Origin of the sequence: Lactobacillus sp. B4007, from assembly GCF_026535895.1 — a bacterium.
In the GTDB taxonomy this organism is placed as follows: Bacteria; Bacillota; Bacilli; order Lactobacillales; family Lactobacillaceae; genus Lactobacillus; species Lactobacillus panisapium.
The window spans coordinates 103095-115523 of record NZ_JAFNPA010000001.1 but is presented as its reverse complement, the minus strand read 5'-3'; the positions used below and the strand labels follow the sequence as shown (position 1 = coordinate 115523).

The 12429-nt window shown below is 37.8% G+C and carries 19 protein-coding genes; 17 read left to right on the top strand and 2 right to left on the bottom strand.

The window, feature by feature from the left end:
- Window positions 1-13 precede the first annotated feature (13 nt).
- From rpsE to rplQ, 11 genes are all read left to right on the top strand, one after another.
- A complete protein-coding gene (gene rpsE / locus J3U54_RS00610; RefSeq protein ID WP_103752387.1) occupies window positions 14-520 on the top strand; it encodes a 30S ribosomal protein S5 in 507 nt (168 codons plus the stop codon).
- Between the two features lie 13 nt (window positions 521-533).
- Entirely contained in the window at window positions 534-719 is a 186-nt protein-coding gene (gene rpmD, locus J3U54_RS00605) for a 50S ribosomal protein L30 (RefSeq protein ID WP_103752388.1), read from the top strand.
- 23 nt (window positions 720-742) lie between these two features.
- A complete protein-coding gene (gene rplO / locus J3U54_RS00600) occupies window positions 743-1183 on the top strand; it encodes a 50S ribosomal protein L15 (RefSeq protein ID WP_267384433.1) in 441 nt (146 codons plus the stop codon).
- Complete coding sequence (gene secY / locus J3U54_RS00595) at window positions 1183-2478, top strand: preprotein translocase subunit SecY (RefSeq protein ID WP_103752390.1); 1296 nt, start codon at window positions 1183-1185, stop codon at window positions 2476-2478. Before rplO ends, secY begins: the two co-directional genes overlap by 1 nt.
- Window positions 2479-2488: 10 nt before the next feature.
- Entirely contained in the window at window positions 2489-3145 is a 657-nt protein-coding gene (locus tag J3U54_RS00590; RefSeq protein WP_103752391.1) for an adenylate kinase, read from the top strand.
- Window positions 3146-3210: 65 nt separating this feature from the next.
- Window positions 3211-3432 (top strand): translation initiation factor IF-1, encoded by a 222-nt coding sequence (gene infA, locus J3U54_RS00585; protein ID WP_103752392.1) that lies wholly within the window; start codon window positions 3211-3213, stop codon window positions 3430-3432.
- Between the two features lie 14 nt (window positions 3433-3446).
- Window positions 3447-3563 carry a 50S ribosomal protein L36 gene (rpmJ, locus tag J3U54_RS00580; protein ID WP_003647815.1) on the top strand — a complete coding sequence of 39 codons (117 nt, stop codon included), beginning with the start codon at window positions 3447-3449 and terminating at the stop codon, window positions 3561-3563.
- A 23-nt stretch (window positions 3564-3586) separates the two neighbouring features.
- Window positions 3587-3934 carry a 30S ribosomal protein S13 gene (gene rpsM / locus J3U54_RS00575; protein ID WP_046307546.1) on the top strand — a complete coding sequence of 116 codons (348 nt, stop codon included), beginning with the start codon at window positions 3587-3589 and terminating at the stop codon, window positions 3932-3934.
- 24 nt (window positions 3935-3958) lie between these two features.
- The gene (rpsK, locus tag J3U54_RS00570) at window positions 3959-4342 is read left to right on the top strand and encodes a 30S ribosomal protein S11 (protein ID WP_034980403.1); all 384 of its coding nucleotides are present in this window, start codon (window positions 3959-3961) and stop codon (window positions 4340-4342) included.
- Window positions 4343-4387: 45 nt separating this feature from the next.
- Window positions 4388-5326: a DNA-directed RNA polymerase subunit alpha gene (locus J3U54_RS00565; RefSeq protein WP_103752393.1), complete on the top strand. Its 939-nt coding sequence runs from the start codon at window positions 4388-4390 to the stop codon at window positions 5324-5326.
- Between the two features lie 25 nt (window positions 5327-5351).
- Complete coding sequence (gene rplQ, locus J3U54_RS00560; RefSeq protein ID WP_103752394.1) at window positions 5352-5735, top strand: 50S ribosomal protein L17; 384 nt, start codon at window positions 5352-5354, stop codon at window positions 5733-5735.
- 978 nt (window positions 5736-6713) lie between these two features.
- Here rplQ and J3U54_RS00555 read toward each other — a convergent pair.
- Together J3U54_RS00555 and J3U54_RS00550 are read right to left on the bottom strand one after the other, a co-directional pair.
- Complete coding sequence (locus J3U54_RS00555) at window positions 6714-7094, bottom strand: hypothetical protein (RefSeq protein ID WP_267384393.1); 381 nt, start codon at window positions 7092-7094, stop codon at window positions 6714-6716.
- Window positions 7095-7112: 18 nt separating this feature from the next.
- Complete coding sequence (locus J3U54_RS00550) at window positions 7113-7760, bottom strand: hypothetical protein (protein WP_267384391.1); 648 nt, start codon at window positions 7758-7760, stop codon at window positions 7113-7115.
- Window positions 7761-8129: 369 nt separating this feature from the next.
- Between J3U54_RS00550 and J3U54_RS00545 the strand changes: the two genes are divergently transcribed.
- From J3U54_RS00545 to rpsI, 6 genes are all read left to right on the top strand, one after another.
- Window positions 8130-8981: an energy-coupling factor ABC transporter ATP-binding protein gene (locus tag J3U54_RS00545; RefSeq protein WP_267384389.1), complete on the top strand. Its 852-nt coding sequence runs from the start codon at window positions 8130-8132 to the stop codon at window positions 8979-8981.
- Window positions 8957-9805, top strand: a complete 849-nt coding sequence (locus J3U54_RS00540) for an energy-coupling factor transporter ATPase (protein ID WP_267384387.1) — start codon at window positions 8957-8959, stop codon at window positions 9803-9805. Before J3U54_RS00545 ends, J3U54_RS00540 begins: the two co-directional genes overlap by 25 nt.
- 4 nt (window positions 9806-9809) lie before the next feature.
- On the top strand, window positions 9810-10607 hold the full coding sequence (locus J3U54_RS00535) for an energy-coupling factor transporter transmembrane component T family protein (RefSeq protein WP_267384385.1): 798 nt from the start codon (window positions 9810-9812) through the stop codon (window positions 10605-10607).
- Window positions 10607-11401 (top strand): tRNA pseudouridine(38-40) synthase TruA, encoded by a 795-nt coding sequence (gene truA / locus J3U54_RS00530; protein WP_267384383.1) that lies wholly within the window; start codon window positions 10607-10609, stop codon window positions 11399-11401. The genes J3U54_RS00535 and truA overlap by 1 nt, the downstream gene beginning before the upstream one ends.
- Window positions 11402-11501: 100 nt before the next feature.
- Window positions 11502-11945, top strand: a complete 444-nt coding sequence (gene rplM / locus J3U54_RS00525; RefSeq protein ID WP_103752399.1) for a 50S ribosomal protein L13 — start codon at window positions 11502-11504, stop codon at window positions 11943-11945.
- Between the two features lie 13 nt (window positions 11946-11958).
- Window positions 11959-12354 carry a 30S ribosomal protein S9 gene (rpsI, locus tag J3U54_RS00520; protein ID WP_267384380.1) on the top strand — a complete coding sequence of 132 codons (396 nt, stop codon included), beginning with the start codon at window positions 11959-11961 and terminating at the stop codon, window positions 12352-12354.
- Window positions 12355-12429 lie beyond the last annotated feature (75 nt).

Below are 12429 nucleotides of genomic sequence, written 5' to 3'. Positions count from 1 at the left end.
AGGAGAATAATACATGGCAAACCGCAACGATTCTCGCAATAATCGCAGAAATAAAGACGACATCGAAGATCAGTTAGTAGCAATTAATCGTGTCACCAAGGTTGTCAAGGGTGGTCAACGAATGAGATTTGCTGCCTTGGTAATCGTTGGCGACAAAAAAGGTCGTGTAGGCTTTGGTACTGGTAAAGCTCAAGAAGTTCCAGAAGCAATCCGTAAGGCCGTTGAAGCTGGTAAGAAGAACATGATTACTGTTCCTAAGGTTGGTACTACCATTCCTCACGAAGTAATCGGTCACTATGGCTCAGGTAGCATCTTAATTAAACCTGCTCCAGCTGGTTCCGGAGTTGCTGCCGGTGGTGCCGTTCGTATCGTTATGGATATGGCTGGTATCGCTGATGTTACTTCTAAGTCACTTGGTTCAAACACTCCAATCAATGTTGTTCGTGCAACTATCGATGGGTTGAAGAAACTTAAGACCAGTGAACAAGTTGAAAAACTACGTCACGCTGATTTAGATTAGGGAGACAAAATAAATGACTGAATTAAAAGTTACTTTAATTAGAAGTGCTGCGCACCGTCTACCTAACCAACAAAAAGTTGTTAAAGCCTTAGGCTTAGGTAGAATCAATAGTACAGCTACTCTACCAGACAACGCTGCTACTCGTGGTGCATTGTTGAAAATTGCACATTTAATCTCTGTTGAAGAGATCAATAAATAATTAATTGAGGAGGTGCCGAATTAATGAAGCTTCATGAATTACATGCTGCTGAGGGTTCACGCAATACTAGAAAACGTGTTGGACGTGGTACTTCAAGTGGTTACGGAAAGACTTCTGGCCGTGGACAAAAGGGTCAATTAGCCCGTCAAGGTGGACACACTCGTTTAGGTTTTGAAGGTGGTCAAATGCCATTATTCAGAACTATGCCTAAGCGTGGTTTTAAGAACGTTAACCGTAAAAAATATGCAATTATTAATTTAGACGACTTAAACAAGTTTAAAGACAACGACGAAGTTACTGTTGCTAGTCTTAAAGAAAACGGCTTGGTAAAGAAAGAATTATCAGGCGTTAAGCTACTTGCTAAGGGTGAGCTAAAAGTTAAGTTAAACGTAAAGGTTAACAAGGTTTCCGCCGCTGCTAAAAAAGCAGTTGAAGCTGCAGGCGGATCTGTTGAGGTGATCTAATGTTTTCGACTTTGAAGAACGCCTTCAAGGATAAAGAAATTAGAAATAAGATTTATTTCACACTCTTTATTCTTTTGCTGTATCGCATTGGAGCTAACATTACTGTTCCAGGTGTCAATGCAAAAGCGATTACTCAAGTCGCACAAACTGGTTTAGTTCCAATGCTGGACACTGTTTCCGGTGGTGGGCTAGATAATTACTCGATTTTTTCACTTGGTGTTTCGCCCTTCATTACTGCGCAAATTGTTATCCAATTGTTGCAAATGGACATTGTTCCTACTTTAGTGGAATGGGGCAAGCAGGGTGAAGTTGGTCGCCGTAAGACCAATCAAGCTACAAGATGGCTTGCATTATTTGTCGCATTTTTTCAAAGCATTGGAATCACGCTTGGTTTTAACGCTTTGACTGAAATGGGATTAGTTAAATCCCAAACGTGGCAATCATACTGTGAAATTGCAATCATTATGACTGCAGGGACGATGCTGTTGACTTGGCTTGGTGATGAAATTACCGATAAAGGTTTAGGTAACGGCGTTTCAGTAATTATTTTTGCCGGTATTATTGCTCGACTTCCACGCGGTCTTTGGCAGTTATATAAAGATGAAGTGATCAATAATAGTGCGAGTGATCGTTGGCAAGGAATTGTGTTCTTCATTGCGATTCTCATTGCAATACTCATCGTAACGCAAATAGTTACTTGGGTTGAACAGGCTGATCGCCGTATTCCAATCCAATACACTAGACGAGCAACTACTAGTGGCTCAGAAAGTTTCTTACCATTAAAAGTTAATGTCTCAGGTGTGATTCCAGTAATTTTCGCTAGTTCGTTTATTGTTACACCAGCCACAATTTTAATGGCCTTTCAAAGAACTCAAGGCGACCAACAATGGTACAAGGTAATGACTAACATTTTTAGTATGCAGACTACAACTGGTGTTATCATTTATACTCTTTTGATTGTACTGTTTACCTTCTTTTATGCTTTTGTTCAGGTTAATCCTGAGAAGCTTGCAAAGAACTTGCAAAAACAAGGTGCTTACATTCCTAGTGTATGGCCGGGTAAGGATACGCAAAAATATGTTTCAAAGTTGTTAATTAGATTATCAACTGTTGGTTCAGTATTCTTGGGTTTGGTAGCTTTACTACCACAACTTGCTACTAATATTTGGGACTTACCGAGTTCAATTGGACTAGGTGGAACTAGTCTTTTGATCGTAATCGGAGTTGTCTTGGAGTTATCTCGTCAAATTAACGGTTTGTTAATGAAGAGAGAATATGTAGGATTCATCAGATAGGAACGAATAAATGATTAATTTATTTCTTTTAGGTTTGCCGGGTGCTGGTAAAGGAACAGTATCAGAGCAAATTGTTGATAAATATCATCTAACTCATATTTCAACTGGGGATATGTTTAGAGAAGCAATGGCTAATGAGACCAAAGTTGGTCTTGAAGCTAAAAGTTACATTGACAAAGGTGATTTGGTACCGGACGAAGTTACTGCTAGATTAGTAGAAGAACGTTTGGGTCAACCAGATATTAAAGAAGGCTACATTTTAGATGGCTTTCCTCGGACAATTGTTCAAGCTGAACTTTTGGAGGATATCACTAAGAAGTTGAACAAACCTTTAACTAACGTAATCTCTTTAGAGGTTAAGGAAGATACTTTAGTCAAACGTTTATCAGCACGCTTTATGTGTAAAAAGTGTGGTGCCACTTATAACAAAATTACTAAGATGCCTAAAGTAGAAGGTACTTGTGATCGTTGTGGCAGTCATGAATTTTATCAACGTGAAGATGACAAGCCAGAAGTAGTTAAGAATCGTTTACAAGTTAACGAAAAGATGAACACACCTTTGAAAGACTATTATCAAAAGAATGGGTTGTTAACCTGTGTAGATGGTGAACAATCTCCTGAGAAAGTCTTTGAAAGTGTTGATGCGGTTTTAAGTAAAAAGCAATAATTTGTATATTTACTTTTCCGTGTTATAATTTCAAAGTATGACTGTTTAAATGCGGAGGAACAGCTTTGGCAAAAGATGATGTCATTGAAGTAAAGGGTAAAGTTATTGATACTTTGCCTAATGCTATGTTTAAGGTTGAATTGGAAAATGGAGCAGAAATATTAGCACATGTTTCTGGGAAAATCAGAATGCACTATATTCGTATTCTGCCCGGAGACCGTGTTACTGTAGAACTTTCTCCTTACGATTTAACAAAAGGTAGAATTACTTATCGGTTTATAAAGTAATAACGGAGGGAAACATGAAGGTTAGACCATCTGTTAAACCAATGTGTGAACATTGTAAGATTATTAAAAGACATGGTCGTGTGATGGTTATTTGTTCTGCAAATCCAAAACACAAACAGCGTCAAGGTTAAAAATAAAATAGGAGGTGCAATTTATGGCACGTATTGCTGGTGTTGACTTACCAAGAGATAAAAGAATAGTTGTTGCATTAACATACATTTATGGCATTGGTGAACCAACAGCTCAGAAAATTTGTGCGGATGCTGGTGTTTCTGAAGACATACGTTCAAAAGATTTGACTCCAGATGATCAAGAAAAGCTTCGCGCAGAAGTTGATAAATACCGTGTTGAAGGTGACTTGCGTAGAGAAGTCAGCATGAATATCAAACGGTTAATTGATATTGGTTCTTACCGTGGTATGCGTCACCGCCGTGGACTTCCAGTTCGTGGACAAAATACCAAGAATAATGCCCGTACTCGTAAGGGTAGTAAGAAGAGATAAACAAAAATATAAGGAGGTTTATTGATGCCTAAAACAGCACGTAAGCGTCGTGTGAAGAAGCACGTTGAAAAAGGCGTTGCTCACATTCATTCTACGTTTAATAATACTTTAGTCATGATTACTGACGTTCAAGGCAATGCAATTGCTTGGTCTTCAGCTGGTGCATTGGGCTTTAAAGGTAGTCGTAAGTCTACCCCATTTGCAGCTCAAATGGCAGCCGAAGCAGCAGCTAAGAGCGCAATGGACCAAGGCATGAAACATGTAGAAGTTTCTGTTAAGGGTCCTGGTGCTGGTCGTGAATCTGCTATAAGATCACTTCAAGCTACTGGACTTGAGATCACTGCAATCCGTGATGTCACTCCAGTTCCCCACAATGGTTCTAGACCACCAAAACGTCGTCGTGTTTAATTTTGTTCTTAATGAAGGACGTTGCGTTTTGAAAGGGGCCTAGTAATGATTGAATTTGAAAAACCAAATATTACCGTTGTGGACCAAGAGAAGGCTTATGGTAAATTTGTTATTGAACCACTTGAACGAGGCTTTGGTACTACTTTAGGTAACTCATTACGTAGAGTTTTACTTACATCTATTCCAGGTACTGGACTTGTTTATGTTCAAATTGATGATGTTTTACACGAATTCTCCACTGTTCCAGGTGTTAGAGAAGATGTTGCTAAGATTATCTTGAACCTGAAGAAGCTTGAATTAAAATCTTTTTCAGATGAGCAAAAGACCATTGAAGTAGATGTTGAGGGTCCAGCTACTGTTACCGCCGATGATCTGAAAGCCGATTCGGATATTCAAATTCTGAATCCAGATCAATATATTTGTACCATTGCTGACGGTGGTCACTTGCATATGCAGATTGCAGTCAAAAATGGCCGTGGTTACGTTGCCGCAAGTGAGAATAAGAGTGAAGATATGCCAATTGGTGTTATTCCGGTTGATTCTCTCTTTTCACCAATTAAAAAAGTTAATTACCAGGTTGAGTCAACTCGTGTTGGTAAAAGAGACGATTTTGACAAGCTCACTTTAGAGATTTGGACTGATGGTTCAATCAAGCCTAATGACGCCCTTAGTTTTGCTGCCAAAATTTTGGTAGCGCACTTTAAAGTGTTTGAAACTGCTGATGCAAATACCCAATTCAATGATGTTATGGTTGAAAAAGAGGACGATACTGCAGAGAAGAAGCTCGAAATGACAATTGAAGAGCTTGATTTATCTGTTCGTTCATACAACTGCCTTAAGCGTGCCGGCATTAATACTCTGCAAGAACTGACTGATAAGACAGAAGCAGATATGATGCGTGTACGTAATTTAGGACGTAAATCATTAGAAGAAGTTAAAAATAAATTAACTGATTTGGGACTTTCACTTCGTCAAGAAGATTAACTAACAAATAAAAGGAGGTAAACTGATGGCATACCGTAAATTAGGTCGCGATAGTGCACATAGAAAAGCAATGCTTAGAGAAATGACTACTCAATTGATCATGAACGAACGCATTGTTACTACTGAAACACGTGCTAAAGAAGTCCGCAAAACTGCCGAAAAGATGATTACTTTAGGCAAGCGTGGTGATTTAGCTGCAAGAAGAAAAGCTGCTGCTTACGTTCGTAATGAAGTTGCTGACATTCAAGAAGAAAAAGATGCAGTTGTTGTAAAATCAGCATTGCAAAAACTCTTCAGTGATATTGCACCTCGTTACAAGGACCGTAATGGTGGTTACACCCGTATTTTGAAGCTTGCCAAGGCTCGTAGAGGCGATGCAGCTCCAATGGTTATTCTAGAATTGGTTTAAGTTAGAATAACCAAAACTTAATAGCTATTAAGAATTATCCATGAAAGTGAGAATAAGCGTTAAGATGATGACGAAAGTTTAGTCTAGCTTAGATAATGAAAATTATCCCTCTTCATGGGTGATTTTTTTTTTCTGAATTCAATTGAAATGTAAAGTTTCAGCTTGAATTTAATATTTGTTTTTGAATGAATCCTAATTTTAGTGTAGCAACCAACGGATATATCTATCTAAGTGAAAGTCACGAATTTGCTCATATAAAGAGATGCAACTTTAGTTGAAACAAAAAAGTTTTGATTTAAGATCTTCTGATTGAACTCTTTTTAAAAATATTAAAATAATTGGAGTAGGTAAAAAGCTAATACGTTTCTTTTAATAGAAGTAAATTGTTATGTTTCAAATTGATTTTTTTATTTGAAACAAGTATAGTCTGACTATAATTCGATAAGTAACTGGTAAATAAAAAATGATTTTTTCAGTATGTTTCTTTAAAATTGTAATTAAAGAATAAATTTAATAATTATTTATGAGGTAAACAAGGGAATTCATTTTGGCATTCATTAAAGTTCACATTCTACTCAAAAGAGTCAGAAATTAAAAATTTAAACTAACTGTTTTCTCTTCAAACCGATTTTAAAAAATAAGTACCAAGACTTATTTGACTAAAAAATTGAAGAATGTGAGCCAAGAAAAGGTAATAAATTTTCCTTAAAAAGTAAACTCAAAATCATCAATACTGTTAAATTTGGATTGACTTAATTAAGGCTTATTCTGATAAAGCTTTTTATTACATCCATTTAGATCATTATATAAGCAAGGGACCAAATTAAAAGACTAAACTCTGATAAACAATCGGAATTTAGTCCAAAGATAGAAATTATTAAGATTTATTACTCCTAACTTTATATCAATAAAGTTAATATTTGTTTAATTACTTTTCTGCTACGATTTAATGGGAATCCAGTCTATTAAAACTTCGCTTTATTTTGTTATTGTTGGCACATCTGAAACCTTTTTAACAATAATTACCTTATCTTTCAAATTTGGATAATATAAATACGAATCTCTACTTGTTAAAATCAAGGTTCCATTAGTACCTTTTTTACTTTTTAAAATATATGCATATTCACTAGATTTTTCTATAATACCTCGATCAAATTCAGTTCCTTTAAAATACAGTCGATATATGCTCTTTTGATGTATACCTAAAGCGATTCTCACATTATTTCCTGGATTTAAATTGTTAGAAAAATCTCCAAAAACGGAAGGCGGTTTTCTAATTGCTTTCAATAAAAAAAACAATGATAAAGTAAGTAAAAAAGTAAGCAGAAAAGTAGTGATTTTATAGAAGTTTTTCTTCATAATATATATTTCCTAATGCTATTGTGCTACTGCCCAAGCTGTTTGAGAGTACCAATGTTTTCTGTAACCATAATACAAAAATTGTTTTGGTCCACTTTGATGATTAATCGGGTGACCATAGAAAGCTAGTCTTTCAGCTTTATATGTTTTCTGAGCGTAAACCTTGAAATAGTCTCTTGTATTAGGAGCCTTTACCCAAACTCCTGAGGGACCAACTGTACCAAGACTTATCGAAAAGCTAAAACCGGGAAAACCGGATCCAACGGAAATTGAAGGGCCTCCAGATGTAGACCAAAAAAAGCCGCCTGACGAATTTTTAATCCTTGTTCCATGTGAAGGCTGATTGCCAACATATCCTTTAGCACTAGGATATTTTGTTCCATCGATTTTATAGGTAATATTAACATAGTTTGGTGTCCTAGTTCGGCTATTTTCCTCAATAATTGCAGCAGCTTGCTGCTCCATATCCTTTTTTAGAACTTTATCAGGCACTTTATAGTTAACTACTAGTGAAGACAAATCCTTATTTACATTTGAATTGATAGCAAAATTGTTCTCGGACTCGATATTCTCTTTTGCCGAAACATGTTGAGATACACCAATAGAAACGCAGGATAATAATAATGCTACTGTAGATTTTATTGAGCTTCTGGTTAGTATTTTCATAACCTTTCTCCTTTAAAATAATAAAAATATTATATTACAACTATTATTATAAAGCATAAATTAACTTTATACAACAATAAAATTAAATAAATATTAAATTGATTTAATGAGGTTAAGCACATGTGATACTAACTCTTAAAGTTTACTAAATTAGGAAATATCACTGATCAACTTATTTGTATTATCACTAAATAGCAAGTCTTTAAGCCTGTTTTGCTTTGAAATAAAAAACCAGTTCGTTGAAAAATTGATGTTGTTTAAAATCTATAAGGTTTTTAGAACAACGTAAAAATTTTATTTTTGTTGATAATTTATTATATGAGTCTTTTTTTGGTACAATTGAGTAAGACTTTGTAAGAAGGTGAGAGCATGGCAAAAGATAGTATTATTAAAGTTCATAATATCAGTTTTACATATCCTGAGACCGACTCACCTGCGATTGATCACGTCAGTTTTGAAATTAAACGGGGTTCGTGGACTTCGATTATTGGTCATAATGGCAGTGGCAAGTCGACCATTATTCGCTTACTTAACGGCTTGCTGGTGGCCGATGAAAACAGTGACTCAGCCATTGAAATCGATGGCACTAAGCTAGATGATGACAGTGTGTGGGACATTAGAGATAAAATTGGCGTTGTATTTCAAAATCCGGACAACCAATTTGTTGGTGCGACGGTTGCTGATGATGTGGCTTTTGGTTTGGAAAATCGTGGTGTGCCACGTCCTGAAATGCTTAAAATTGTGCCAGAAGCGATTGAAGCGGTGGGAATGAGTGAATATGCCAATACTGAGCCGGCTAATCTCTCCGGCGGTCAAAAACAGCGTGTTGCAATTGCCGGAATTTTGGCAATCAGACCCAAAATTATCGTCTTGGACGAAGCAACATCAATGTTAGATCCAGAGGGCCGCGACAAGATTTTAAGTATTGTACGGCAAATGAAAGACGAATACGACTTGACGGTCTTGGCAATTACTCATGACCTTGATGAAGCCAATCAAGCGGATAACGTTTTGGTAATGAACGATGGCAAGCTGTTAACTCAGGGCACGACGACGGAGGTTTTCGGTCAGGTAAAGCTTTTGCGGGAGATTGGCCTTGATGTGCCTTTTTTCCAACAAGTAATGGATGATTTACGCAGCGATTCGCTTAAACTGCCTCAAAAGATTAATTCAGAAAAAGAGTTGGTGAATTACTTATGTCAATTAAATTCGAACAAGTAGGTTACACATACTCAATCGGCTCGCCGCTTGAAAAAAAAGGTCTAGAAGATGTGAGTTTTGAACTAGCAGATGGCTCCTTTACAGCGATTATTGGGCACACTGGCAGCGGCAAATCGACTTTAATGCAGCATTTTAATGCCTTATTGAAACCCACTGCTGGGCGTATTGAGCTTGCTAATACAGTCATCACACCAGCTACAACGAACAAAAATTTAAAAGAATTGCGGCGCCATGTTAGTTTAGTGTTTCAATTCCCAGAGACCCAATTATTTGAAACTACGGTTCTAGATGATATTGCCTTTGGCCCGAAAAACTTTGGCTATAGCAAAGAAGAAGCATTGGCAAGCGCACGTAATTGGTTGGAAAAAGTGGGTTTACCACCTGAAATCGGGCAGCGCTCGCCTTTTGAACTTTCTGGTGGACAAATGAGGCGAGTAGCCATTGCCGGAGTTTTAGCTTATGAGCCCGATATTCTTTGCTTGGACGAACCAGCTGCCGGTCTTGATCCCCGAGCACGGCGCCAAATGATGCACTTGTTTAAGCAATACCAGCAAGAGGGACACACGGTTATTCTAGTTACCCACAACATGGATGATGTAGCCAATTATGCAGACGATGTGTTGGTAATGGAATACGGCAGGCTGATTAAGCACGACACGCCAGCAAACGTGTTTCAGGATCGCGACTGGCTAAAAAAGCATCATCTTGAGGAGCCTAAGGCGTCCCTATTTGCCAATCAACTGACCAATTTCAACTTTGCTGACGGTCGGCCGTTAACTGAAAAGCAACTAATTAGCGCAATTGAGCAAAATTTAAAGGGGTGAGTGTGTGAGTAAAATTTTAATTGGCCGCTATATTGCTGGCGATTCGCTTGTTTACCGGATGGATCCCCGCGGCAAGTTGCTAGCCACTATCGGCTTTATTTTGTTGATTTTCTTAGCAAATAATCCAGTTACCTACGCCATTGTGACGCTCTTTAGCTTTGTCGGCGTTGCGGCTACCAAGTTGAAGCCCAAGGTTTTTTGGGATGGGGTCAAACCAATGATTTGGTTAATCCTATTTACCTCGCTATTGCAATTGTTTTTTACGGTCGGTGGAAAAATATATTGGCAGTGGTCGATTTTTGCGCTGTCAAGCTACGGTATTACAAACTCAATCTTTATTTTTATCCGGTTCACAGTGATTATTCTGGCATCAACGGTGATGACGGTCACGACCATGCCATTAGAAATTGCGGATGCGATCGAGTGGTTACTGATCCCGCTTAAGCTGTTTCGCGTTCCGGTGGATAAGATTGCCCTAGTAATGTCGATTGCATTGCGCTTTGTGCCCACTTTATTCGATGAAACGGTTAAAATCATGAACGCCCAACGTTCACGAGGTGCCGATTTTAATAATGGCGGCTTAATTCAACGTGCTAAGGCAATAACGCCACTTTTGGTTCCTTTATTCATTAGTTCATTAGAAACAGCCATCGACTTATCAACAGCAATGGAATCACGCGGCTATCGCGGTGATGAGGGACGAACTAAATTCCGAGTTTTAAAATGGTCAAAATATGATTTAGTGAACTTAGGTTATTTCGTCGTCTTAACAGCTCTATTATTAATTTTTAGGACACATTAATGAATTACACAAGGTATAAAATGACACTTGCCTACGATGGGCACCTTTTTCATGGCTTTCAATCGCAACCTCGTCAGCGGACAGTGCAGGGAACAATTGAAGCCGCGTTAAAGAAAATGACTAAAGGTCACGAAGTCGCTGTTGAAGGTTCAGGAAGAACGGATGCAGGCGTGCATGCTTTCGGTCAAGTTATTCATTTTGATTATCCGGGGACAACAATTCCGCCTGAACGCATGATTTGTGCACTTAATTCAATCATGCCGCTTGATATTGTTTTTAAAGAATGTGAAATTGTTGATGAAAACTTTCATGTTCGCTATAGTGCAAAGGGAAAATGGTATCGTTACCGAGTTAGCCTAGATCGCTTTGTTGATCCCTTCAAGCGTTTTTATACGGGCCATTATCCTTATCCGGTTGACTTGGAAAAAATGCAGCTAGCAGCAAAAGATTTATTAGGAACACATGATTTTACTAGTTTTGCCGCTAGTGGAGGCCAGATAAAAAACAAAGTTCGCACAATGTATTATGTCAATGTGCAAAAAGATGAAGAGGAAAATGAAATAATTTTTGACTTCATTTGTTCTGGTTTTTTATACAATATGGTCAGAATTTTGGTGGCAACTTTACTGGAAATCGGTAATGGTAAAAGACCGCTCAATGATATACCCCGAGTAATTAAAGCGAAGAACAGGGAAGAAGTCAGAGAAACGGCACAAGCCAACGGCCTGTTTTTATATCACGTCTTTTATGAAGATATTCCGAAAAAATATCGCCTAGATAGCGAATTATATTGACAATTAAGCAAAAAGGACGTATTCTATTTAGGTATGTTTGTCCACGATAGGCCCCGGAATCTTATTGTATTCAAACAACGTATAAACGGAGGAAATTAAATTGCGTACTACACAATTAGCAAAACCTAATGAAATTGAACGTAAGTGGTATGTTATTGACGCAACAGATGTATCTTTAGGTCGTCTGTCTACTGCAGTAGCAACTATTTTAAGAGGTAAGAACAAACCTCAATACACACCAAATGTTGACACTGGCGACAACGTTATTATTATTAACGCTGCTAAGTTAAAGTTAACTGGTAAAAAGGCTACTGACAAGATTTACTATCACCACTCTTCTTACCGTGGCGGTTTAAAGGCTACCCCAGCAGGTGACTTACTTGCCAACAACCCAGTTAGATTAGTTGAATTGTCAGTTAAAGGTATGCTTCCAAAGAACACTCTTGGTCACCAAGAATTCATGAAGATGCATGTTTATGCTGGTGAAGACCACAAGCATGAAGCACAAAAGCCTGAAAAATTGGACATTAATAAATTAATCTAGGAGGTTATTATAAATGGCACAACAAGTTGCATATGCTGGTACTGGCCGGCGTAAAGATGCTGTCGCTCGTGTACGTTTAGTACCAGGCAGTGGAAAAATTACAGTTAATTACAAAGATGTTGATCAATACATCCCATTCCCTAACTTAGTTAAGGATTTAAAACAACCTTTGACTTTAACCGAAACTGACAGTCAATACGACGTTAAGGTTAACGTTAATGGTGGTGGTTTCTCAGGTCAAGCTGGAGCAATTCGTTTAGGTATTGCCCGTGCTCTTCTTGAAGTAGACCCAGATTTCCGTGGCCCATTAAAGAAGGCTGGCTTCTTAACTCGTGACCCAAGAATGGTTGAACGTAAAAAGCCAGGTCTCAAGAAGGCCCGTAAGGCATCACAATTCAGTAAGCGTTAATTTATTTACGTCTATTGAACAGATCAATAAAACTATTTGGTTATTGGATTACTTATCCTTTTTCCAGACGAGTTT